The organism is Methylobacterium sp. WSM2598 (genome assembly GCF_000379105.1).
Taxonomy (GTDB): domain Bacteria; phylum Pseudomonadota; class Alphaproteobacteria; order Rhizobiales; family Beijerinckiaceae; genus Methylobacterium.
Map to the genome: position 1 here is coordinate 5,868,395 of NZ_KB900609.1, position 21,011 is coordinate 5,889,405.

A 21,011-nucleotide genomic window follows, 5' to 3' on the forward strand; every position below is an offset into this window, starting at 1 on the left:
CGGGCGTTCAGCGATCTCTGGGACGAGATCACCCGCGACCGCTACGGCATCAAGGACCCGAAGAAGCGGATCTTCCGCTACGGCGTGCAGGTCAACTCCCTCGGCCTCACCGAGCAGCAGCCGGAGAACAACGTCCACCGGATCCTGATCGAGATGCTGGCGGTGACGCTCTCGAAGCGCGCCCGCGCCCGCGCCGTGCAGCTGCCGGCCTGGAACGAGGCGCTCGGCCTGCCGCGGCCCTGGGACCAGCAATGGTCGATGCGCATGCAGCAGATCCTCGCCTACGAGACCGACCTGCTCGAATTCGACGACATCTTCGACGGCTCGCGGGTGATCGACGCCAAGGTCGAGGAGCTGAAGGCCCGGACCCGGGCCGAGCTGGAGCGGATCGGGGCGCTCGGCGGCGCGGTGGCGGCGGTGGAGACCGGCGCCCTGAAGCGGGCGCTGGTCGAGTCGAACGCGCAGCGCATCGCCGCCATCGAGCGCGGCGAGCAGGTCGTGGTCGGCGTCAACCGCTTCGAGACCGGCGAGCCCTCGCCGCTCACCGCCGGGGACGGGGCGATCTTCACGGTCTCCGAGACGGTCGAGATGGAGGCGCAGGGCCGCATCCGCGCCTGGCGGGCGGAGCGCGACGCGCAGGCGGTGGCGCGCGCCCTCGACGAGCTCGACGCGGCGGCCCGCTCGGGCGCCAACATCATGCCGGTCTCGATCGCCTGCGCCAAGGCGGGGGTGACGACGGGCGAGTGGGGCGCGCGCCTGCGCGCGGTCTTCGGGGAGTACCGGGCGCCCACCGGCGTCACGCCCGAGACCGTGACCTCGGGGGCGGCCGAGGAGGCGCGCCTGCTCATCGCCGATCTCGGCGAGCGGCTCGGCGAGACCCCCAAGCTGGTGGTCGGCAAGCCGGGCCTCGACGGCCACTCGAACGGGGCCGAGCAGATCGCGCTGCGCGCCCGCGACGTCGGCTTCGACGTCAGCTACGACGGCATCCGCCAGACCCCGGACGAGATCGTCGCCAAGGCCCGCGAGCGCGGCGCCCACGTCATCGGCCTGTCGATCCTCTCCGGCTCGCACGTGCCGCTGGTGCGCGAGGTGAAGGCGCGGCTGCGCCGCGAGGGGCTCGACCACGTCCCGGTCGTGGTGGGCGGCATCATCTCGCCGGAGGACGAGCTCGTCCTCAAGAACATGGGCGTGGCGGCGGTCTACACGCCGAAGGACTACGCCATCGACGCGATCATGGTCGGCCTCGCCAAGGTGGTCGAGCGCGCCCTCGCGGCGCGCGAGGCGCAGGGCCCGGTGCCGAACCGCGAGCAGGTGTTCTGATCCCGGCGGTCATGTCCCACGACCGCCGGTTCCGTTCTCGGATCGTCGTCAAGCCTTCGGCGTGGTGGCGGCGATCCGAGACGGTCAACGGCCCGACGCGCCGGCATCCCGGGGCGTCGGGATCAGGCCGCCTCGCCGGCGCGCTCTTTCCCTCGACCCGGCATCCCGCGTAGATCACCGGGATGCCGCTGCCCGCCCCCGTCACCGCCCTGCTCGTCGCCGCGCCCGGCGCGGCCGCCCTGATCCTGGCCCTGCGCCCGCTCCTGCGACGCTACGCCCTGGCGCGGCCGAATGCCCGCTCGAGCCACCGGGTGCCGACGCCGCAGGGCGGCGGCGTCGCGGTCATCGGGGCGGCGCTCCTGGTCGGGGCGGCCCTCTGGCCGCTGCCCGTCGGGCGCGAGGCCGCCTGCCTCGCCGCGGCGACGCTCGGACTCGCCCTGGTCGGGGCCGTGGACGACCTGCGCCCGCTGCCGGCGCTGCCGCGCCTCGCGCTCCAGGCCCTCGCGGTCGGAGCGCTGCTGGCGGCGACCCCCGTCCGGCTCTGGCCGGGGATCCCGGCCGGGCTCGAATGGGGCCTCTCGCTCCTCGCCGGGCTCTGGTTCGTCAACCTCGTGAACTTCATGGACGGGCTCGACTGGATGACCGTCGCGGAGGCGGTGCCGCTGCTCGCCGCGCTCCTCGCCTTCGGCGCCTGCGGAGTCCTGCCGCCGGAGGTCACCCTCGTCGCCGGCGCACTCCTCGGCGGGGTGCTCGGCTTCGCGCCGTTCAACCGGCCGGTGGCGCGGCTCTTCCTCGGCGACGTCGGCTCGCTGCCCCTCGGCCTCGTGATGGCGTGGCTGCTCTACCGGCTCGCCGCCGAGGGCGGCCTCGCCGCCGCGATCCTGCTGCCGCTCTACTTCCTCGCCGACGCGACCCTGACGCTGCTGCGGCGCCTGCGGCGCGGCGAGCCGGTCTGGCAGGCCCACCGCACGCATTTCTACCAGCGCGCCACGACGAACGGCTACGGCGTGCCGGAGGTGGTGGGGACCGTCTTCGGCCTCAACCTCGCCCTCGCGGGTCTCGCCGGGGCGACGCTGGCCTGGCCCTCCTGGCCGGCCGCCCTCTCGGCGCTGGCGGTCGCGGGCGGCCTCGTCGCCCTCGTGCTGCGCGCCTTCGCGACCCCGCGCGCCATCCCGGTGACCCCATGAATGTGACCCCATGACGGCTGCCCCGCTCATCGCGCTCACGGGCGCCACCGGCTTCATCGGCCGCCACCTCCTGCGCGACCTCACCGGCCGCGGCTACAGGGTCCGGGTGCTGCTGCGCCGGCCGGTCGCGCTGCCGCCCGGGGCGAGCGGGGCCGTGGTCGGGGACCTCGCCCGGCCGCAGAACATGGCGGCGGCGCTCGCGGGCGTCGACGCGGTGGTGCACTCGGCCGGCCTCGCCCACGCCATGTCGGGGGCGCCGGAGGACGATTACCGGACCTTCAACACCGAGGCGACGCGCGGCCTCGCCCAGGCCGCCGCCAAGGCGCGGGTGCGCCGCTTCGTGTTCCTGTCCTCGATCCGGGCGCAGTGCGGCCCCTCGGCGCCCGGGACCCTCACCGAGGCGGACGCGCCGGCCCCCACCGACGCCTACGGCCGCTCCAAGCTCGCCGCCGAGGAGGCCCTCGCCGCGGTCGAGATCGACTTCGCGGCCCTGCGCCCGGTCCTGGTCTACGGACCCGGGGTGAAGGGGAACATGGCCGCGCTCCTCGCCCTGGCGGCGCGGCCCGTCCCGCTGCCCCTCGGCGGCCTGCGCGGACGCCGCTCCCTGGTCTCGGTCGAGACGCTCGCGGACGCGGTCGAGGCGGTGCTGCGCGCCCCCGGTTTCCTGCGGCGGCCGCTCATCGTGGCCGAGCCGGACCCGCTCACCGTGCCGGAGATGCTGGCCGCGCTCAGGGCCGGGTTCGGCCGCCCGCCCGGGCTCATGCCGGTGCCGGCGCCGCTCGTCGCGGCGGCCCTGCGGCTCGCGGGCCGCGGCGAACTCGGCGAACGCCTCGCGGGCTCGCTCGTCGCCCGGGCGGAGGCGCTCGCCGGCCTCGGCTGGACGGCGCCGCGCGGCAGCCGGGAGGGCCTCACCGCGCTCGCCCGCGCGGTCGCGGGCGGGGAGGCGGCTCACACCACATCCGGTTGAGCGCTTCGCCCTCTCCGATTTCGGCAAAGCGGATGTCGGCGTCGCTCAGGCGCCGCGCTCAGGCGCCGCGCTCAGGCGCCGCGCAGGCGCGTGATCCGGGATCCGCCTTGGTCAAGCGGATCCCGGATCACTCCTCGTCCGCCTCCTCCTCGTTCTGACGGATGCCGTAGCGCTGCTCCAGGCTGACCGGGGAGCGGGCGGGCCCGCGCTCCCCGCCCGCGTCGGGGTGGGGCCGCATCGGCCGAGTCGGCCGGTCGCTCTGGTCGCGGCCGATGCGCGGGATCAGGTGCACGATGTCGACGAAGTCGTCCGCCTGCCGGCGCAGGTCGTCCGACACCATCGGCGGCTGCGTCTGGATGGTCGAGACCACGGTCACGCGCACGCCCCGCCGCTGCATCGCGGCGACCAGGGGCTTGAAGTCGCCGTCGCCCGAGAACAGTACCATGTGGTCGATGTAGGGACTGAGCTCCAGGGCATCGATCGTCAGCTCGATGTCCATGTTGCCCTTGATCTTGCGCCGCCCGGTCGAATCGGTGAATTCCTTAGCCGGCTTCGTCACGACACGGTAACCGTTGTAGTCGAGCCAGTCGATCAGCGGCCGGATCGACGAGTATTCTTGATCTTCAATCAAAGCGGTATAGTAGAATGCCCGAATAAGATTCTCGCGGGACCGAAAGTCTGCGAGAAGCTTTCGATAGTCGATGTCGAAGCCGAGCGCCTTGGTGGTCGCGTAAACATTAGCGCCGTCGATGAAGAGGGCGCTGCGCTGATATGTCATTTGTTATTCCTGACCGCGCGGCGGGGCCGGCGGAAATGGCGGCGACGTCCGTGGATTCGGCGCGACATCGACAGATCGGATGATCGCGAAAACATCCGCCGCGTAGGGCGCGCCGGCCCGCGGCCTGCAATAGCGTTGAGGTAAGGAGTAGGGCCGCTCCGTGTCAAGCTGAGCTTGACGCGCGTCCAGTCAGCCCGGCGTCGTGGCGCGGCTGCCCGGCTTCACGGCCGGGATGGCGGCGAGGTCGGGCGGGAGTTGGTCGGCAGGATAGTTCGGGATGTCGAGGGTGGCGAGGGCGACGAGGGGGGCGCCGAGATCGGCGCGCCCGCCGGAGCGGTCGATCAGGCAGGCCGCGCCCACGACCTCGCCGGGCTGGTCCCTCAGCGCCGCGAGGCATTCCCGCGAGGACAGGCCGGTGGTGACGATGTCCTCGACCATGACGGCGCGGCTGCCGGCCGGGATGCTGAAGCCCCGCCGCAGCTGGAACGGCCCGCCCGGGTCGCGCTCGACGAAGATCGCCCGGGCGCCGAGGGCGCGGGCGGTCTCGTAGCCCGGCACGATGCCGCCGATGGCCGGGGAGACCACGAGGTCGACCGGGCCGTAGCGGTCGCGGATCACGGACGCGAGCCCGGCGCAGACCCGCGCGGTGCGCACGGGATCGCTGAAGATCGCCATCTTCTGCAGGAACACGGCGCTGTGGAGGCCCGACGAGAGGATGAAGTGGCCCTCGAGCAGGGCGCCGGCGGCGCGGAATTCCTCGAGCAGGTCGTCGGGCGTCATCGAGCGGGGTCCTCCGGTTCCGGGGCTTGTGGCAGGGGCGCGTTCGCGGTGCAACCGGGTCAGCCGTTGACCCGCTCGACCTTGCTGACCACGCGCTTGGCCCTCAGCTCGGAGATGATCGCGTTGAGGTGCTTGAGGTCCCAGACCGAGAGGTCGATCAGCACGTCGGTGAAGTCCTGGCTGCGCCGCTTCATCGAGATGTTGTCGATGTTGCCGTCGTGGTCGGCGATGACCTGGGCGATCTGCGCGAAGCTGCCGGGCTCGTTGATCGACTGGAGGGCGATGCGGGCCGGGAAGCGCTGGTGGGTGCCGCCGTCCACGTCCCAGCGCACGTCGAGCCAGCGGTCCGGCTCGTTGTCGAAATCGGCGAGCGCCGGGGACTGGATCGGGTAGATCGTCACCCCCTCGCCGGCGGTGAGGATGCCGACGATGCGGTCGCCCGGCACCGCGCCGCCCTCGGGCGCGAAGCGCACCGGCAGGTCGCGGTCGAGGCCGCGGATCGGGATCGCGTCCTCGCCGCCCTTGCCGGGCCAGGTCAGGCGCACGGTCTGGTCCTTGTCGAGGGAGAGGCGGCCGGCGCCGTTGACGTGGGGCCTCGGCGCGCTCGGGGCGGGCTGGCTGCGGCGCTCGTCCTTGTAGTCGGGATAGACCGCCTTCACGACGTCGCCCGAGAACATCTCGCCGCGTCCCACCGCCGCGAAGACGTCCTCGGCGGAGGTGCGGGCGAGGCGGGGGAGGGCGCCGCGCAGCTTCTCGTCGGAGAAATTCTTGCCCGCCCGCTCGAAGGCGCGGTCGAGGATCTGCCGCCCGAGCCCGGCATATTGCCGCCGCACCGCCGAGCGCGTCGCCCGCCGGATCGCCGCCCGGGCCTTGCCGGTCACGACGAGGGATTCCCAGGCCGCCGGCGGGGTCTGGCCGTCCGCCCGCACGATCTCGACCTCGTCGCCGTTCTGCAACTCGGTGAGGAGCGGGGCGATGCGGCCGTTGATCTTGGCGCCGACCGCGGCGTTGCCGAGCTCGGTGTGGACCGCGTAGGCGAAGTCGATCGGGGTCGCCCCGCGCGGCAGCGCGATCAGCCGGCCCTTCGGGGTGAAGCAGAAGACCTGGTCCTGGAAGAGTTCGAGCTTGGTGTGCTCCAGGAACTCCTCCGGGCTGTCGCCCTCGGCGAGGAGCTCGATGGTGCGGCGCAGCCACTGGTAGGCGCCGCTCTCGGTGGCGAGGTGGGGCGAGCCGTCCTTGTAGAGCGCGTGCGCGGCGATGCCGTACTCCGCCACCTCCTCCATCTCGGCGGTGCGGATCTGCAGCTCGACGCGCTGGCTCTTCGGCCCGATCACCGTGGTGTGGATCGAGCGGTAATCGTTCTGCTTCGGTGTCGAGATGTAGTCCTTGTAGCGGCCCGGCACCATCGGCCAGGTCGTGTGCACGACCCCGAGCGCCCGGTAGCAGGTATCGACCGAATCGACGATGACCCGGAAGCCGAAGATGTCGGACAATTGCTCGAAGGCGACTGACTTGCGCTCCATCTTGCTCCAGATGGAGTAGGGGCGCTTCTGCCGGCCCTTGACCTTGGCGACGATGCCCTTGGCGGCGAGCCTCTGGACGAGATCGCGCTCGATGCTCTCGACGAGGCGCTCGGACTTGGCGGTCAGGTCGTCGAGCCGGCGGCTGATCGTGGCGTAGACATCCGGCTTGAGGTTGCGGAAGGAGAGGTCCTCCAGCTCCTCGCGCAGCTCCTGCATGCCCATCCGGCTCGCCAGCGGCGCGTAGATGTCGAGCGTCTCCTGGGCGATGCGGACGCGCTTCTCCGGCGGCATGTGCTGCAGGGTGCGCATGTTGTGCAGCCGGTCGGCCAGCTTGACGAGCAGCACGCGCACGTCCGCCGCGATGGCGAGCAGCAGCTTGCGGAAGTTCTCGCCCTGGGCCGCCTGCTTGGAGACGAGGTCGAGGCGCTTGATCTTGGTCAGGCCGTCGACGAGCGTGCCGATCTCGGGCGAGAAGGTGCGGTTGATCTCCTCCAGGGTGGCGGCCGTGTCCTCCACCGTGTCGTGCAGCACGGCGGCCACGATGGTGGCGTCGTCGACCCGCAGGTCCGTCAGGATCGCCGCCACTTCGAGCGGGTGGGCGAAGAACAGGTCGCCCGAGGCGCGCATCTGCGAGCCGTGCGCCCGCATCGCGTAAACGTAGGCCCGGTTGAGCATCGCCTCGTCGGCGGCGGGGTTGTAGGCCTTCACCCGCTCGACGAGTTCGTACTGGCGCATCATCCGCCGGTGGTCTCCTGACGCCCTGCCGCCCGACGCGGGCGGCGCGCCGTCGCACGAAGGCGGCCGCGCGGGCCTTGGCGACGAGGCTTGAGGGGATGTCCGACTATCGGGGGGAATCGCGCCCCGCGCCAGATCCTTCTCGTCGCAAGGGGGCGCGGCGGCCCTGCCCGGAACGCAGAAACCCGGCGCGAGGGCCGGGTTCCGCGGGTCCGTCCGGGATCGGAAGGGTCAGTCGCCCTCGTCCTCGGTCTCGGTCGGGGGCGCGAGGTTCTCGAGGCCCCGCAGCAGGTCCTCCTCGCTCATCCGGTCGAACTGGATGTCGTTGTCGTCGCCCGAGGCGGCCTGGGGCGCCACCGCGGCGGCGGCGGGCGAGCTCGACAGGAGCGGCACCGCCTCCGGCTCCGGCTCGTCGACCTCGACGTATTTCTGGAGCGAGTGGATCAGCTGCTCCTTGAGGTCGTCCGGCGTGATGGTCTCGTCGGCGATCTCGCGCAGGGCCACGACCGGGTTCTTGTCGCGGTCGCGGTCGACCGTGAGGGGCGCGCCGGACGAGAGCAGCCGGGCCCGATGGCCGGCGAGCAGGACGAGCTCGAACCGGTTCTCGACCTTGTCGATGCAATCTTCAACGGTGACGCGAGCCATGCGCGGCTCCTTCCTTCAGGCGAACGGCGGATCGGGGATGGGTCTCTCTACACGAGATGCCAATTTGCAACAAGCACCGGCCGCGGGGCGACGGGTGCGGGCCGGGCGCCCAAGGGGCCCAGGGCTCACGGGCTTCAGGGCGTCACGGGCGCCCGGCGGCAGCAGCCCACGTAATCGCCGTGGACCCAGCCCGTCTCGCCGCCGCGCAGGCGCACGTTGAGCCAGGCGCCCTGGCGCCCGAGCACCGTGAAGAGCGCGTCGGGGCCGAGCTTCATCAGGCGCACGCCCTCGCTGGCGCTCGGGCGGCTGCGCAGGGCGAGCCAGTTGTCGCCGGACGGGTCGAGCCGGATCGGGTGGCTGAACAGGCCGACCCGCATCTCGCGCGGCGGCTCCGGGGCGGGGGCCGGGAGGGCGACCCGCGGCGGGGCCGGCCCCGCGCTCGGGACCGGCGCCGGGAGGGGCGGGGGCGGCGCCGGCAGCGGGACCGGGGCGGGAGCCGGCCGCGGCGGCTCGGCCGGGGCCGGATCGCTCCCCGAGAGGCTGAGGAAGCGGGCGCCGCGGACCTCGTTGTAATAGGCCGGCACCTGCTTGTGCGGCACGGTCTCGGCGAGCCGCACCACCTCGTCCCGGACGGTCTCGCCGAGATCGATCAGGCTGACGCCCGGCCGCCGGATCTGCGCGACGAAGACCCGCGTGAAGACCGAGTTCGGGCTCGGATCCGACCCCGGCAGCCGGTCGAGGGCCTGCTGGCCGGCGCCCGCCGCGTAGAGGGAGAAGACGCCCTCCGCCGGCTCCGTCCGGACGAGGCCGCGGGTGAGGCCGACGCTGCGGGTCCCGCTGCGCGGGAAGGGGTTGTCCCGGCAGGCGTCGATCACCATCACGACCACCCGCGCGCCGCGCTCGCGCAGGGCCGCGCTCAGATCCGCCTCGGCGAGCGCGCGGTTGCGGGCGAGCAGCTCCTGGCCGGGCTCGATCGCCGGGATGTCGGAGGGGATCAGGTAGTTCGTGCCCTGGAGCGCGATGCCGTGACCGGCGAAGTAGAACAGGGCGGTGTCGCCGGGCTGGACCTGGTCGGCGAAGACCGAGAAGCGGCGCAGGAAAGTCTCCTGCGTCACCCCGGCGGTGAGCAGCGTGACCCGGAACCCGATCGATTCGAGGGCCGCCCCCACCGCCCTGGCATCGGCGACCGGACGCTCCAGGGCGGCGCCCGGCCCGAGATTCGGGTAGGTGTCGACCCCGACCACGAAGGCGAGCCGATCGGCCGCCGCGGCCTCCGAGCCGAGGAGCGCGCAGACCCACAGGACCAGCCAGACCCCGATCCGCCGCACAGATCCCTCCGGGTGACGCGATGCGCGCATCCCGGATTCCCTGCATTCGAACGTGGCGCGGCGCAAGCGCTGCGCAGGCCGGGCTCGCTGCGAATCGGGCTCGCGCCGGCCGCTCACTCCGCGAAGGACACGGCCGACATGCCCTCGTCGAACTCGAAAGTGCCCGAGAAGCCGCAACCGTCGGGCACGAGGCGCTTGCCCGACGTGTCGAGTTGGACGGAGCAGACCTGGCGATCCCGATACGCGTCGTCGATCAGGACGGCCCGCCGGCCGCGGTCCAATCTCCAGCGCGCGGCCCAATCCCATCCGTCGTCACCGTCCACCGTAATACCGTGCAATCGTCCGCGCGATCTGAAACACATCGTTAGTATGTTGACGAAGCGAGCCTTCGCGGGCAGGGACTGCTTGGTCCAACATTTCTTGAGATCTGATTTCAGCACGGTGTCGGAGGCATGGCCTTCCCATGGGAGAGCCAGGGAAAGGAGCGATAAGACGGAGGCGGCGCGCGTCGATTGCTCGGAGTGGCATCGGGAGGGCGGCTTTCGCAGGGGAAGCGGGCCGAATCCGCACGGGGATTGGGGCGATTGCGTGATGGCGGGCCGACCGCAGACTCCCTCATCGGCAACCCGCTCGCGCGCGTCGGAGGGCGGCCGCGTGCGGATAAGGAGCCCGTTCGCCCGATCTTCGAGGTATCGTCCCGCGGGACCGCGAGTCCGGCAGGGAGAGCGACATGGCCGACACCGAGGACACCACGAACGGGCTTGCGCGCGGGGAGCTCACCGTGCGCACGATCGCGATGCCGGCCGACACCAACGCCAACGGGGACATCTTCGGCGGCTGGGTGATGTCGCAGATGGACCAGGCGGGGGGCATCGCCGGGGTCGAGCGGGCGCAGGGCCGCGTCGTCACCGTGGCGGTCGAGGCGATGAGCTTCATCCGGCCGGTGCGGGTCGGGGACGTGCTCTGCGTCTACACCCGCGTCGCCCATGTCGGCCGCACCTCGATGCGGATCCAGATCGAGGCCTGGGCCCGGCGCTTCCGCACGCAGCTGCGCGAGAAGGTGACGGAGGCGACCTTCACCTTCGTGGCGATCGACGACGAGGGGCGGCCGCGCCCGGTGCCGCCTGCGGCCAAGGCAGAGCGGCCATGACGCGGCGGTAGGGGACCTTTCAATGTTCCGCGCATTGATAGGGTCCGCCGCAGCACGCGGCTCCCGGAGCCGGGCATGTTCGAAATGTGGGTTGAGTCAATGCTCCTGGCCGTCGAGGCCCAGGGGGTGATCGCGCAGCGCCTCGTGAAGCTCGCAGCCTGCGACGCCGAGGCGGTGGCGGAATCGCACCAGATGGTGAGCGAGAAGGTGAGCGCCCTGATCGAGGCCACCGGCACGCTGCTGACCGGCGGCGGCATGGGGGCCGTGGTGGCGCGCTACCGCGAGCACGTCGCCGCCAACGCCCTGCGCCTCGCGCCGCCCGCGGAGTGAGCGACCCGACCTTCGCCTGCCAGGCCTGCGGCGCCTGCTGCGCCTACTCGGCCGAGTGGCCGCGCTTCTCGACCGAGGACGACGCGGCGCTGGCGGCGATCCCGGCCGCGTACGTGGACGACCCGGCCGGGCGCATGCGCTGCCTCGGCGACCGCTGCAGCGCCCTGGAGGGCCGGGTCGGCGTCGCGGTGCGCTGCCGCGTCTACGCGGTGCGCCCGGAGGTCTGCCGCACCTGCGAGCCGGGCGACCCGGAATGCCTGCTCGCCCGCCGCCGGCACGGCCTGCCGGTGCCGGCGGACCCGGCCTCCTGATCCGGGATCCGCTTGATCGAAGCGGATCCCGGATCACGCGCCTGCGCGCCGCCTGAGCGCGGCGCCTGAGCGACGCCGACATCCGCATGGCCGAAAGGGGAGATGGCGAAGCCATCAACCGGAGGTCGGATGAGACCGGCGCCGCGGCGTCCTGAGGGCTTGTGCCGGGCGCGGCGCGGCGGCACATCCCCCGGATGATCGATCATCCGACCCGGGACGTCGGTTTCGGGGTCTACCTGCACTGGCCGTTCTGCGCGGCGAAGTGCCCGTACTGCGACTTCAACAGCCATGTCCGCCACGCGCCCCCCGACGAGGCGGCGTGGCGGGCGGCCTTCGCGCGCGAGATCGCCCACGCGGCCGCGCTGGCGCCCGGCCGCACGGTGACGAGCGTCTTCCTCGGGGGCGGCACGCCCTCGCTGATGCAGCCGGCGACCGTGGGGGCGCTCCTCGACGCGGTGGCGGCGGCCTGGACCGTGGCGCCCGGGGCCGAGATCACGCTCGAGGCCAACCCGACCAGCGTCGAGGCGGACCGCTTCCGCGGCTACCGGCTCGCCGGGGTCAACCGGGTCTCGCTCGGGGTGCAGGCGCTGGACGACGGGGCGCTCAGGCGGCTCGGGCGCCTGCACAGCGCGGCCGAGGCGCTCGCGGCGGTCGAGACCGCGTCGCGCCACTTCGCGCGCTTCTCCTTCGACCTGATCTACGCCCGGCCGGACCAGACGCCCGCCGCCTGGGCGGCGGAGCTGCGGCAGGCGATCGCGCGCGCGGCCGAGCACCTCTCGCTGTACCAGCTCACCATCGAGGAGGGGACGCCCTTCCACGGGCTCGCGGCCGCGGGCCGGCTCGTGCCGCCCGACGAGGACACGGCCCGGGCCCTGTTCGACGTGACGCAGGAGGTCTGCGGCGCGGCGGGGCTGCCGGCCTACGAGATCTCGAACCACGCCCGGCCCGGCGCCGAATCCCGCCACAACCTGCTCTACTGGCGCTACGGCGAATATGCGGGGATCGGTCCCGGCGCCCACGGCCGCCTCGTCCTGCCGGGGGGCCGCACCGGCACGGTGACGGAGCGGGCCCCTGAGGCGTGGCTCGCCCGGGTCGCGCGGGAGGGCCACGGCATCGTGCGGACCGAGGCGCTGACGCAAGCCGAGGAGGGGGACGAGTTCCTGGTGATGGGGCTGCGCCTCGCCGAGGGCATCGACCCGGCGCGCTTCGCGCGGCTGGCCGGCCGCCCCCTCGACCGGCGGCGGCTCGACGGGCTCCTCGCCGAGGATCTGGTGCGGGTGACGCAGGCGGGCCGGATCGCCGCCACCCCGAAGGGGGCCCCGGTCCTCAACGCCGTGGTGGCGGAACTGGCGGCGTGAGCGCGGGCGGCGGGGCGGCCGCCGGTCGAGGGCGCGGGAGAGCGGTGCCGGGAGAACCTTGCCGCGCTCAGGTCCCGGACGGCCCGAGCGCCCGCGGCGCCGGGCTCACCACCGCGCTCGACCCGCCCCGGATCTCGAACACGGCGAGGGCCCGCTCGCTCGGCCCCTCGGCCTTGAAGCGGAAGGTGCCGTCGATCCCCGCGAAGCCCGAGGGATTGGTGAGCGTCGTCTCGGCGAAGCGCTGCGACCCGTATTGCCGGTTCAGCGCCGCCGCGAGCGACACCGCATCGTAGGCCAGGGAAGCGACCCGGACCGGCTCGCCGCCGAACCGCGTCCGGTAGCGCTGGGCGAAATTCGCGTAGCCGCCGGGCTCCACCGCCGCGAACCAGCCGCCCTGCAGGGCCGGGAGGGCGAAGACCCGCGGATCGTTCCAGATCGCGGTGCCCACCGGCTTCACCCGGGCCGGGTTGAAGCCCGCGCGGGTGAGGGCGCCGGCCGTGGCGGTCAGGCCCTCGGGCGTGTCGGGCAGGAACAGCACGTCCGCCTGCGCTCCCGGCCCGGTGACGAGCGGGGCGATTCGCGCCACCGCGGCGGCCGGGTTGCCGGCCGGGAAGCGCTCCAGCGCCACCACCCGGCCGCCCTTGCGGGCCACCGCCTCGCGGAACTGCGCCTCCACCACGTTGCCGTAGGTGGTCTCGGGGATCAGCGCCGCGAAGGAGCGCCGGCCCGCACCCGTCACCTCCTCGACCACCCGGTCGACCTCGGGCTGCGGCAGGAAGCTCAGCAGGTAGACCCCGCGCCCGGCGACGCTCACGTCGGTCGAGAAGGCCACCACCGGCTTGCCGGCCGCCCGCACCGCCCCGGCCGCGGCCTGGACGCTCCCGGCGAAGAGCGGGCCGATCACGATCTCGGCGCCCTCCGCCAGGGCCGACGCGGCGGCGTCGCGGGCCCCGTCGGGCGTGCCGCGGTCGTCCTTGACCAGGACCTTCAGGTCGGGATTCTGGAATTCCGCCACGGCGAGTTCCGCGGCGTTGCGCATCGCGGCGCCCGCCGCCGCGCCGGGCCCCGTGAGGGGCAGGATCAGCGCCACCGTGACGCTGCCCTGGCCGATCGCGGAGGCGTCGGGCGTGCCGGGGGCGGGCGCCGCCGGGGCGGTCGCCTCCGCGCCGGGCCGGGTCGCCACGACCGGGCTCACGCCGCTCCCGCCGCAGGCCGACAGGCCGAGGGCCAGCACCGCGCAGGCCGCGCGCCATCCAGGCCATCCCACGCGCAACGCCGCCATCACCCCGCTCCCCCGCTGCGGCCGCCCCGACGCCCGACGGATCACGCCCCGCTGCATAAAGTCTCCTCAGGAAAAGTAAACGGCAGGTCGCCGCGCCGCACTCCCCCTTCCGTCGGGGAAAAGCTTATGGTCTTCCGCGCCGCAATCATGCGACAACCGCGCCATGACCGATGACGCCACGACCGATCAGGCCACGACCGATCAGGCCATGTCCGATCCCGCGAAGTCCGATCCCGCCGCGACCGATGACGCCATGAGCGACCGCGCCGACGAGTCCGCCCGCCGCCCCGCCGCGCCCGGGCGCGGACCGGCCGTGTTCACCGCTTTCGGCCTCGCCGCCGAGGCCGAATCCCTCGCCCCGGGCCTGCACGTCGTCGCCACCCCGATCGGCAACCTGAAGGACGTGACCTTCCGGGCCCTCGCCACGCTCGCGGCGGCGCACGCGGTCCTGGCCGAGGACACCCGCGTCACCCGCACGCTGCTGGCGCATTACGGCATCACCACCCCGCTCCTGTCCTATCACGAGCATTCGGGCGAGAGCGTCCGCGAGCGGATGATCGCCCGCATGAAGGCCGGCGAGGCGCTGGCCCTGGTCTCGGACGCGGGCACGCCCCTCGTCTCCGACCCGGGCTTCAAGCTCGTCCAGGCGGCGATCGCCGAGGGGATCACGGTGACGCCGGTGCCCGGCCCCTCCGCGGCCCTCACCGCCCTGATGGCGGCGGGCCTGCCGACCGACCGCTTCTTCTTCGAGGGCTTCCTGCCCCAGAAGGCCGGAGCCCGGCGCACCCGCCTCGCGGCCCTGGCGGAGGTGCCCGGGACCCTCGTGCTGTTCGAATCCCCCCACCGCCTGCCCGAGATGCTGGCCGACGCGGCCGAGATCCTCGGGGGCGGGCGGGCGGCCGCGGTCGCGCGGGAACTCACCAAGCTGTTCGAGACCGTGCGCCGGGGCGAACTCGGCGGGCTCGCGGCGGAGTTCGCCGCCTCCGGCCCGCCGAAGGGCGAGGTGGTGGTGGTGATCGGGGCGGCGGTCGAGTCGGCGCCCGGGCCCGAGGCCGACGCCGACCTCGACGCGCGGCTCTCCGCCGCGCTCGCCCGCCACTCGATCAAGGACGCGGCCGCCCTCGTCGCCGACGAGACCGGCCTCAGGCGCCGGGACGTCTACGCCCGGGCGCTGGCGCTGGCCCGGCGCGGCGATGACCAGGGCTGAGGCCGGCCCGGCGCGGCGGGCGGCGCAGCGCCGCCGCGCGACCTACCTGCGCGGGCACGGGGCGGAGCGGCTCGCCCTCCTGGCCCTTCTCGTCAAGGGCTACCGGCCGCTCGCCCGGCGCTACAGCGCGGCGGGGGGCGAGATCGACCTCGTGGTGCGGCGGGGCGCGGTCGTCGCCTTCGTGGAGGTGAAGGCGCGGCCGACCCTCGACGAGGCCGCCGCCGCCATCGACGCGCGCAAGCGCCGCGCCTTCTCGCGGGCGGCGCGCGCCTGGATGGCCCGGAACCCGTGGAGCGCCGGGCTCACCCTGCGGGCGGACGCCGTCTTCGTCGCGCCGCGGCGCTGGCCGCGTCACCTCGTCTCGGCCTTCGCGTTGGAAATGTCCTGACGGCGGTTGGCAAGTGCGAAGCCGGCGTTCATCTTCCGTGCAGCGCAGCATGGGTAGCGTATGCTGCAGGAAGCAGCCGGAAGGGGGCGCCATGCGGAGTGGATTCGGCTGCGAGGCCTGCGGCAGCCCGGCCGTGCGATTTCCCGCCGTGCTGCACGAGGACGCGCCGGTGCAGTGCGACCGCTGCGGCTGCACGCTGATGGCCTGGGGCGCGTTCAAGCGCCGCGTCGAGGCGGAGGCGAACCGGGTCGCGCGCGCGCAGGAGCCGGAGCCGCGCCTCAGCCCGGATGGCCCTGGATCGCCTGGATCAGGGTGCGCTTGAGGTCCTGCTGGCTGAAGGGCTTCTGCACGACCGGGCGGTCGCGGAACGGCTCGCGGATCCCCGCGCCGCCGTAGCCCGTCGAGAAGACGAGGGGCAGGCCGCGCCGCACCACCGCCTCGGCCACCGGATAGATCGGCTCCCCCGCCACGTTGACGTCCAGGATCGCGACCGCGAAGCTCTCCTTCTCGGCCATCTCCAGGGCCGTGCTCAGCCGAGCGGCCGGACCGACGATGTCGCAGCCGAAGTCCAGGAGCATGTCCTCCAGGAGCATGGAAATCGCCGCCTCGTCCTCGACCACGAGGACGCGGGCGCCGTTCAGGATCTGGTCGCTTGTATCCGTGCTCACGCCGGAGGCTCTTTCCTCAACACCTCGGACCGAGGTCACGCTGTCACCCTGGACTTGTCGCACTCACCGTGAGCCGCCAGGGCGACGGATCGGCGCGCCCGCGCTCGCCGCGGAACCGCACCCTCGCCGGGCGGGAGGGCGGTTGAGGCGTCGCCCGGAACGCGCACCATGTCAAGCGCGGGGCCGCGCGGCGGCCGGCCTGTGCGCCGAGGGAGGGCAGGGATGAAAACGCCCGCGAAATCGTCCGCCGCGCGGCCGCGCCCGGGCCCGAACCGCCGCCTCCTCCTGCTCGGGCTCGGCGGCGCCCTCGCGGGCGGCCGGGCCTCCGCCGACGGGGAGGCCGTGACGGTCGCCTCGAAGGGCGATGCCGAGGGGACGCTGCTCGGCCAGATCATCGCCCAGACCCTGCGCGGCCTCGGGATCCCGGTGGTGGCGCGCCTGCAGCTCGGCCCGACCCGGATCGTCCGGACGGCGATCACGGCCGGCGAGATCGACGCCTATCCGGAATATACCGGCAACGCCGCCTTCTTCTCGGGCACCGAGACCGATCCGGCCTGGAAATCGGCCGCGACCGCGATCGCGGCAGCGCGACGCTTCGACGCCCCGCACGGCCTCGTCTGGCTCACCCCGGCGCGGGCGAACAATTCGTGGCAGATCGCCGTGCGGGGCGACCTCGCCCGCCGCGAGCGGCTGTCCGGCATGGCGGATTTCGCCGGGGCGGTGCGGCGCGGGCTGATCGAGCTCGCGGCCTCCGCCGAGTTCGTCGAGAGCCCGGCGGCGCTCGCCGCCTACGAGAAGGCCTACGGCTTCGTCCTGCCGCGCGAGCGCATCATCACCCTGCCGGGCGGCGACACCTCCGTCACCCTGCGGGCCGCCGCCCAGGGCATCAGCGGCGTGAATGCCGGCATGGTCTACGGCACCGATGGGGCGATCGCCGCCCTCGACGTGGTGGTCATGGAGGATCCCCTGGGCGCCCAGATCGTCTACGAGCCGGCGCCGGTCTTCCGCGCCCCGGTGCTCGCCCGCCACCCGGCGATCGCCCCGGCCCTCGACGGGATCTTCTCCCGGCTCGACCTCCCGACCCTGCGGCGGCTCAACGGGGCGATCACCGTCGAGGGCGGGACGCCGGAGGCGGTGGCCCGCCGCTATCTGGCGGAGGGCTGAGGGCGTGGGCGGGCCCGTGCGCGCCCGGCACGGCCGCCAGGATCACGGCCAGGATCACGGCCAGGATCACGACCAGGACGACGACATGCGCCTTCCCCAGCAGGTCCCGCAGAGAGGCGTCGTCCGGCGGAGCCGCCCGGTCGGTCTCGGGCCCGCCGAAGGCCGTGCCGAACCGTGCCGCGAGGGCGCGCCGGGCGGCGAGGCCGGGCGGGGCGAGGCGCTCGGTCGTCGGCCCCGCGCGGGCTGCGTCGCACGGGCGGCCGGTCCGGGCGATGCCGGGCGCCCGCGCCGCGTACCCGCCCCGTGAGCGCCGTCCCGCTCCCCGGGGCGCGGCGCGTCCTGCCGCTCGCGGCGGCCGCCCTGGCCCTCGCCGCGCTGCTCGGCTTGCCGCTCCTGACCCTCGCGCCGAACCGCCTGGTCCCCGGCACGCCGGTCGGCACCGGCTGGACCGGCCCCGCCGCCGGGTTCCTCGCCCTGGCGGCGGCGGCGCTGCTCGCGGGCCGGGGGCGCGGCCCGGCGGCGCTGGCCCTCGCGGCGGGGCTGGCGGCCCTGGCGGTGCTCGCTCTCGGCCTCGGCGCGGCCGCGGCCGGTCACCTCGCCGGCCGCCCCCCCGCCGCCCGCGCCTCCCTGGCCTCGGGTGCCTGGATCGCCGCCGCGGCGATCGGGCTGCTGGCGGTGGAGGCGGCGCGCGCCCTCGGGATCCGGGCCGCCGGCCTCGCCGTCGCGGCGCTCGCGCTGCTCGGGACGGTGCTCGCGCTCCGGGCCGGGCTCCTCGACGGGGTCTCGCTGGTGGTCGAGGGCCGCGCCCGCGCCGGGACCCTGAGGGCCGCCCTCGGCGAGCACCTCGCCCTCTCGGCCGGCGCCCTCGCCCTCGGCGGCGGCGCCAGCGTGCCGCTCGCCCTGCTGCGGCTGCGGGGCGGGGCGGGCGCCCGCCTGATCGACGCGGTCCTCAACGGCGTGCAGGTCGTGCCCGCCCTCGCGCTCTTCGCCGCCCTGGTCTCGCTCCTCTCGGGCCTGCTCGCCCTGCTCCCATCCCTGCGCGGCCTCGGGCTCGCGGCGATCGGGCCGACGCCGGCCATCCTCGGCACCGCCGCCTACCTCGCCCTCCCGCTGGTGCGCAGCCTCGCCGAGGGCTTGGCCTCGCCCGATCCGGAGGTGATCGAGACCGCCCGCGCGCTCGGCCTGCGGCCGGTCCAGATCCTCGCCCGGGTGCGGCTGCCCCTCGGCGCCCCGATCCTGCTCGGGGGCCTGCGCGTCGCGGCCGTGCAGGCGATCGGCCTCACCACCCTCGGCGGCCTGGTCGGGGCGGGGGGGCTCGGCGCGGTGGTGTTCGACGGCATGGCGCAATTCGCCCCCGACCTGATCCTGCTCGGGGCGGCGCCGGTGGTCGCGCTGTCGCTCGCGGCGGATCGCGCGCTCGCGGCCCTGCGCCCCACCCGGGGAGCCTCCGCGTGAGCCGGCTGGTCTCCGCCCTCGGGAGCGCGACGGTGGGTCTCGCCCTCGCGGCCGCGGCGCATCCCGCCGCCGCCGCCGCGATCGCCCGCGCGGTCGGGCTCGGGACCGGGGCGCCGGTCCCCCTCGATCGCCTGCTCTGGCTCGCGCAGCGCCACCTCCTCCTCGCCCTCGGCGGCTTCGCGCTCGCGGGCGGCCTCGGCCTCGGCCTCGGCATCCTGGCGGTCCGCAGCGGCGACGCGCGCCTGCGCGGCGCCATCGACGCGCTCGCCGCCGCCGCCCAGGCGGTGCCGCCGGTGGTGGTGATCGGCCTCGCCCTGCCGATCCTGGGCTTCGGCGCGCCGCCGACGCTCCTGGCCCTGGCGGCCTACGGGCTGATGCCGGTGATGCGCGCCACCATCGACGCCCTCGCCACGGTCCCGGCGGAGGTGCGGGACGCCGCCCTCGCCGTGGGGCTCACCCCCGCGCAGCTGTTCCGGCAGGTCGACCTGCCGCTCGCGGCCGGGCCGATCCTGGCCGCCCTGCGGGTCGTGATGGTGGTCGCGGTCGCGACCGCGGCGGTGGGCGCGCTCGCGGGCGCGCCGACCCTCGGCACCCCGATCGTAGTCGGGCTCCAGAACCAGAACGGCCTCGCGCTGCTGCAGGGTGCCGCGGCCGCGGCGGCGCTCGCCTTCCTGGCGGACGCGGCCATGCTCGCGGCCGAGGCGCTGCTTCGGCCGGTCCCGCCGCGCTGAGGGCGGGGAACCGTCCCGGGGAGCGCGGCGCCCGCCGGGCCGTCGCCGGTCCTCGGTTCGGACGCGCCGCCCGCGGACCGGGATCGCCCGATCGGTGCGCGCGGGAGCCGCGACCTTGGGTTCCCGCGGCGCGCCGCCCGGGCCGCGAGTCGCGCCGGCACGGGAAGCGCTGGGTCAGGAGGGCCGCGGCCATCTCCTTCCTCTCGGCCGCCGGCGCCCCTGCGACCCGACAAGACGCGCCGAGGTCAGCCCGTCATCGCCATCCATTCCTCCGCCGGCCGGGAAAACCAGCCCAATATTTCGGGATATATAGTCTCACGACGGTCCGGTCGCGACCCGATGGCATAATTTAACCTGCCCTAACCGCTAAGAAAGCGGCGCCTGCCGGGGCGGTTCGGTTTTCTGCCACGATTCAAAATTGCATTGTCGAGATGAGAAATGCGTTGGTTATCGAAATGGCACTCCATCTTTCGCATGTTGTTCTCGCACCATTCTACGCCACCCAGATCCTGACGGGGGCGAAGTCGTTCCGGATCAATCCGGTGCTCGGCAGCGTCCGCCTGAACCGGCGCGGCCTGCATGTCTGGCGGGTGCGGCTCGCCGCGGCGATGACCGCGCGGCGCCGCGCGGCGCTCGCGCCGCTGGTGACGGAGGAGGATCGGCGCCAACTCGCCGCACAGGGCTACATCGAGGTGCGGGATTTCCTGGCGCCCGATCACTTCGCGGATCTCGTGCGCGAGGTCACCTCGCTCCCGCTGCCGGCCAAGCAGTTCCGCGAGGGGAACGCGGTGACCCGGCGGGTGCCCCTGACGCTCGCCACCCTGCGCGGCCTGCCCGCCTGCCGCCGCCTCCTCGCCATGCCGGCCTTCCAGGGCCGGCTCCGCTACGTCGCGAGCTTCGACGCCGAGCCCGAGGTCTACATTCAGACGATCTTCTCGCGGCTCGACGGGCCGGCCGACCCGCAGGGCGATCTGCACATGGACACGTTCCACCCGACCATGAAGGCGTGGCTGTTCCTGCACGACGTGCCGGCGGACGAGGGCCCCTTCACGTATGTGCGCGGCTCGGCGACGCGCTCCCGGCGGCGCCTCGCCTGGGAGCGGCGCCGGAGCATCGACGCCTGCGATCCCGCCGCGGGAGGCGGCGGCGCCTTCCGGATCCGGCCCGACGAACTCCCCCGCCTCGGCCTGGCGGAGCCGGTCCGATTCGCGGTCCCGGGCAACACCCTGGTGGTCGGCGACACCTGCGGCTTCCACGCCCGCGGCGCGGCCGCGCGGCCGAGCCTGCGCGTCGAGATCTACGCCGCCAGCCGCCGCAATCCCTTCCTGCCCTTCGTCGGGCTCGATCCCTGGGCGCTGCCCGGCCTCAGGGGCCGCAAGTTCGCGCTGTTCTGGGGCCTGCTCGCCCTCGCGGAGCGGCTCGGCCTCGGGCGCAGCCAATGGCGGCCGGCGGGACGCGTGCGCGCGGGGGATCCCGTCCGGGAGGAGGCACGCTGAGCCGCCCGCGCCAGCGCGGCCTCCCCGCGCATCCCACCGAGATCCGGCGCTCGTCGCAGCGAAAAATCCCTCCAAGTGATTGTTATGTGACAACTTCCCGGCTCGATGCCGAGCGGGGCTTTATCGAATGCTTGTAGAATTGTAAGCTTGGCGGATGAATGCGACGAAAGACCGAATATACATGTTGCTGTACAGTCACTGTTCGGTG

At 74.1% G+C, this 21,011-nt stretch carries 21 protein-coding genes; 13 read left to right on the forward strand and 8 right to left on the reverse strand.

Features of this window, described 5'->3' with window-relative positions; genetic code table 11:
- The 3 genes from MET2598_RS37490 to MET2598_RS0127440 all read left to right on the forward strand — a co-directional run.
- Positions 1 to 1,320, forward strand: a 1,320-nt coding sequence (locus MET2598_RS37490) for a methylmalonyl-CoA mutase family protein (protein WP_036270568.1), incomplete at its 5' end; no start/stop codon positions are given.
- A gap of 182 nt (positions 1,321 to 1,502) precedes the next feature.
- Positions 1,503 to 2,507: a glycosyl transferase gene (locus MET2598_RS0127435; RefSeq protein WP_018263051.1), complete on the forward strand. Its 1,005-nt coding sequence runs from the start codon at positions 1,503 to 1,505 to the stop codon at positions 2,505 to 2,507.
- A 10-nt stretch (positions 2,508 to 2,517) separates the two neighbouring features.
- The gene (locus tag MET2598_RS0127440) at positions 2,518 to 3,474 is read left to right on the forward strand and encodes an NAD-dependent epimerase/dehydratase family protein (protein ID WP_018263052.1); all 957 of its coding nucleotides are present in this window, start codon (positions 2,518 to 2,520) and stop codon (positions 3,472 to 3,474) included.
- 127 nt (positions 3,475 to 3,601) lie between these two features.
- On the opposite strand, the gene MET2598_RS0127445 is transcribed toward MET2598_RS0127440, so the two are convergent.
- The 6 genes from MET2598_RS0127445 to MET2598_RS41620 form a co-directional block, all read right to left on the reverse strand.
- The gene (locus MET2598_RS0127445; protein ID WP_012330039.1) at positions 3,602 to 4,252 is read right to left on the reverse strand and encodes a LabA-like NYN domain-containing protein; all 651 of its coding nucleotides are present in this window, start codon (positions 4,250 to 4,252) and stop codon (positions 3,602 to 3,604) included.
- Positions 4,253 to 4,441: 189 nt separating this feature from the next.
- Positions 4,442 to 5,032, reverse strand: coding sequence for an orotate phosphoribosyltransferase (gene pyrE / locus MET2598_RS0127450; RefSeq protein ID WP_018263054.1), 591 nt, complete (start codon positions 5,030 to 5,032; stop codon positions 4,442 to 4,444).
- Between the two features lie 59 nt (positions 5,033 to 5,091).
- Complete coding sequence (locus tag MET2598_RS0127455; protein WP_012330037.1) at positions 5,092 to 7,293, reverse strand: RelA/SpoT family protein; 2,202 nt, start codon at positions 7,291 to 7,293, stop codon at positions 5,092 to 5,094.
- Between the two features lie 228 nt (positions 7,294 to 7,521).
- Positions 7,522 to 7,935: a DNA-directed RNA polymerase subunit omega gene (rpoZ, locus tag MET2598_RS0127460; RefSeq protein ID WP_012330036.1), complete on the reverse strand. Its 414-nt coding sequence runs from the start codon at positions 7,933 to 7,935 to the stop codon at positions 7,522 to 7,524.
- 134 nt (positions 7,936 to 8,069) lie between these two features.
- A complete protein-coding gene (locus MET2598_RS37495; protein ID WP_036270569.1) occupies positions 8,070 to 9,293 on the reverse strand; it encodes a caspase family protein in 1,224 nt (407 codons plus the stop codon).
- A gap of 83 nt (positions 9,294 to 9,376) precedes the next feature.
- Positions 9,377 to 9,586 (reverse strand): hypothetical protein, encoded by a 210-nt coding sequence (locus MET2598_RS41620; RefSeq protein ID WP_150108554.1) that lies wholly within the window; start codon positions 9,584 to 9,586, stop codon positions 9,377 to 9,379.
- 407 nt (positions 9,587 to 9,993) lie between these two features.
- On the opposite strand from MET2598_RS41620, the gene MET2598_RS0127475 reads away from it, so the two are divergent.
- The 4 genes from MET2598_RS0127475 to hemW all read left to right on the forward strand — a co-directional run bounded on the left by MET2598_RS0127475 (position 9,994) and on the right by hemW (position 12,412).
- On the forward strand, positions 9,994 to 10,413 hold the full coding sequence (locus tag MET2598_RS0127475; RefSeq protein ID WP_012330033.1) for an acyl-CoA thioesterase: 420 nt from the start codon (positions 9,994 to 9,996) through the stop codon (positions 10,411 to 10,413).
- 75 nt (positions 10,414 to 10,488) lie between these two features.
- Positions 10,489 to 10,743, forward strand: coding sequence for a hypothetical protein (locus tag MET2598_RS0127480; protein WP_012330032.1), 255 nt, complete (start codon positions 10,489 to 10,491; stop codon positions 10,741 to 10,743).
- Entirely contained in the window at positions 10,740 to 11,054 is a 315-nt protein-coding gene (locus MET2598_RS0127485) for a YkgJ family cysteine cluster protein (protein WP_012330031.1), read from the forward strand. The genes MET2598_RS0127480 and MET2598_RS0127485 overlap by 4 nt, the downstream gene beginning before the upstream one ends.
- A gap of 194 nt (positions 11,055 to 11,248) precedes the next feature.
- Positions 11,249 to 12,412 (forward strand): radical SAM family heme chaperone HemW, encoded by a 1,164-nt coding sequence (gene hemW, locus MET2598_RS0127490; protein ID WP_026190972.1) that lies wholly within the window; start codon positions 11,249 to 11,251, stop codon positions 12,410 to 12,412.
- 67 nt (positions 12,413 to 12,479) lie between these two features.
- Here hemW and MET2598_RS0127495 read toward each other — a convergent pair whose 3' ends face one another.
- Positions 12,480 to 13,694, reverse strand: coding sequence for a penicillin-binding protein activator (locus MET2598_RS0127495; RefSeq protein ID WP_026190973.1), 1,215 nt, complete (start codon positions 13,692 to 13,694; stop codon positions 12,480 to 12,482).
- A gap of 253 nt (positions 13,695 to 13,947) precedes the next feature.
- Here MET2598_RS0127495 and rsmI point away from each other — a divergent pair, with 253 nt between their 5' ends.
- Together rsmI and MET2598_RS0127505 are read left to right on the forward strand one after the other, a co-directional pair.
- Complete coding sequence (gene rsmI / locus MET2598_RS0127500) at positions 13,948 to 14,901, forward strand: 16S rRNA (cytidine(1402)-2'-O)-methyltransferase (RefSeq protein WP_026190974.1); 954 nt, start codon at positions 13,948 to 13,950, stop codon at positions 14,899 to 14,901.
- A complete protein-coding gene (locus MET2598_RS0127505; RefSeq protein ID WP_012330027.1) occupies positions 14,888 to 15,289 on the forward strand; it encodes a YraN family protein in 402 nt (133 codons plus the stop codon). The genes rsmI and MET2598_RS0127505 overlap by 14 nt, the downstream gene beginning before the upstream one ends.
- Before the next feature lie 278 nt (positions 15,290 to 15,567).
- On the opposite strand, the gene MET2598_RS0127510 is transcribed toward MET2598_RS0127505, so the two are convergent.
- Positions 15,568 to 15,882 (reverse strand): response regulator, encoded by a 315-nt coding sequence (locus MET2598_RS0127510; RefSeq protein WP_415926925.1) that lies wholly within the window; start codon positions 15,880 to 15,882, stop codon positions 15,568 to 15,570.
- A gap of 297 nt (positions 15,883 to 16,179) precedes the next feature.
- Between MET2598_RS0127510 and MET2598_RS0127515 the strand changes: the two genes are divergently transcribed.
- The 4 genes from MET2598_RS0127515 to MET2598_RS0127535 all read left to right on the forward strand — a co-directional run bounded on the left by MET2598_RS0127515 (position 16,180) and on the right by MET2598_RS0127535 (position 20,803).
- On the forward strand, positions 16,180 to 17,121 hold the full coding sequence (locus tag MET2598_RS0127515) for a glycine betaine ABC transporter substrate-binding protein (RefSeq protein ID WP_012330024.1): 942 nt from the start codon (positions 16,180 to 16,182) through the stop codon (positions 17,119 to 17,121).
- A 303-nt stretch (positions 17,122 to 17,424) separates the two neighbouring features.
- Positions 17,425 to 18,576, forward strand: coding sequence for an ABC transporter permease subunit (locus tag MET2598_RS0127525; RefSeq protein ID WP_018263059.1), 1,152 nt, complete (start codon positions 17,425 to 17,427; stop codon positions 18,574 to 18,576).
- Positions 18,573 to 19,307 (forward strand): ABC transporter permease subunit, encoded by a 735-nt coding sequence (locus MET2598_RS0127530; protein ID WP_018263060.1) that lies wholly within the window; start codon positions 18,573 to 18,575, stop codon positions 19,305 to 19,307. Before MET2598_RS0127525 ends, MET2598_RS0127530 begins: the two co-directional genes overlap by 4 nt.
- A gap of 455 nt (positions 19,308 to 19,762) precedes the next feature.
- The gene (locus tag MET2598_RS0127535; protein WP_036270571.1) at positions 19,763 to 20,803 is read left to right on the forward strand and encodes a phytanoyl-CoA dioxygenase family protein; all 1,041 of its coding nucleotides are present in this window, start codon (positions 19,763 to 19,765) and stop codon (positions 20,801 to 20,803) included.
- Positions 20,804 to 21,011: the final 208 nt, after the last annotated feature.

Coding starts and splice junctions, on each gene's coding strand:
- MET2598_RS0127435 (WP_018263051.1), top strand. CDS start 1,503: ATGCCGCTGCCCGCCCCCGTCACCGCCCTGCTCGTCGCCGCGCCCGGC.
- MET2598_RS0127440 (WP_018263052.1), top strand. CDS start 2,518: ATGACGGCTGCCCCGCTCATCGCGCTCACGGGCGCCACCGGCTTCATC.
- MET2598_RS0127445 (WP_012330039.1), bottom strand. CDS start 4,252: ATGACATATCAGCGCAGCGCCCTCTTCATCGACGGCGCTAATGTTTAC.
- pyrE (WP_018263054.1), bottom strand. CDS start 5,032: ATGACGCCCGACGACCTGCTCGAGGAATTCCGCGCCGCCGGCGCCCTG.
- MET2598_RS0127455 (WP_012330037.1), bottom strand. CDS start 7,293: ATGATGCGCCAGTACGAACTCGTCGAGCGGGTGAAGGCCTACAACCCC.
- rpoZ (WP_012330036.1), bottom strand. CDS start 7,935: ATGGCTCGCGTCACCGTTGAAGATTGCATCGACAAGGTCGAGAACCGG.
- MET2598_RS37495 (WP_036270569.1), bottom strand. CDS start 9,293: ATGCGCGCATCGCGTCACCCGGAGGGATCTGTGCGGCGGATCGGGGTC.
- MET2598_RS0127475 (WP_012330033.1), top strand. CDS start 9,994: ATGGCCGACACCGAGGACACCACGAACGGGCTTGCGCGCGGGGAGCTC.
- MET2598_RS0127480 (WP_012330032.1), top strand. CDS start 10,489: ATGTTCGAAATGTGGGTTGAGTCAATGCTCCTGGCCGTCGAGGCCCAG.
- hemW (WP_026190972.1), top strand. CDS start 11,249: ATGATCGATCATCCGACCCGGGACGTCGGTTTCGGGGTCTACCTGCAC.
- MET2598_RS0127495 (WP_026190973.1), bottom strand. CDS start 13,694: ATGGCGGCGTTGCGCGTGGGATGGCCTGGATGGCGCGCGGCCTGCGCG.
- rsmI (WP_026190974.1), top strand. CDS start 13,948: ATGAGCGACCGCGCCGACGAGTCCGCCCGCCGCCCCGCCGCGCCCGGG.
- MET2598_RS0127505 (WP_012330027.1), top strand. CDS start 14,888: ATGACCAGGGCTGAGGCCGGCCCGGCGCGGCGGGCGGCGCAGCGCCGC.
- MET2598_RS0127510 (WP_415926925.1), bottom strand. CDS start 15,882: ATGCTCCTGGAGGACATGCTCCTGGACTTCGGCTGCGACATCGTCGGT.
- MET2598_RS0127515 (WP_012330024.1), top strand. CDS start 16,180: ATGAAAACGCCCGCGAAATCGTCCGCCGCGCGGCCGCGCCCGGGCCCG.
- MET2598_RS0127535 (WP_036270571.1), top strand. CDS start 19,763: ATGGCACTCCATCTTTCGCATGTTGTTCTCGCACCATTCTACGCCACC.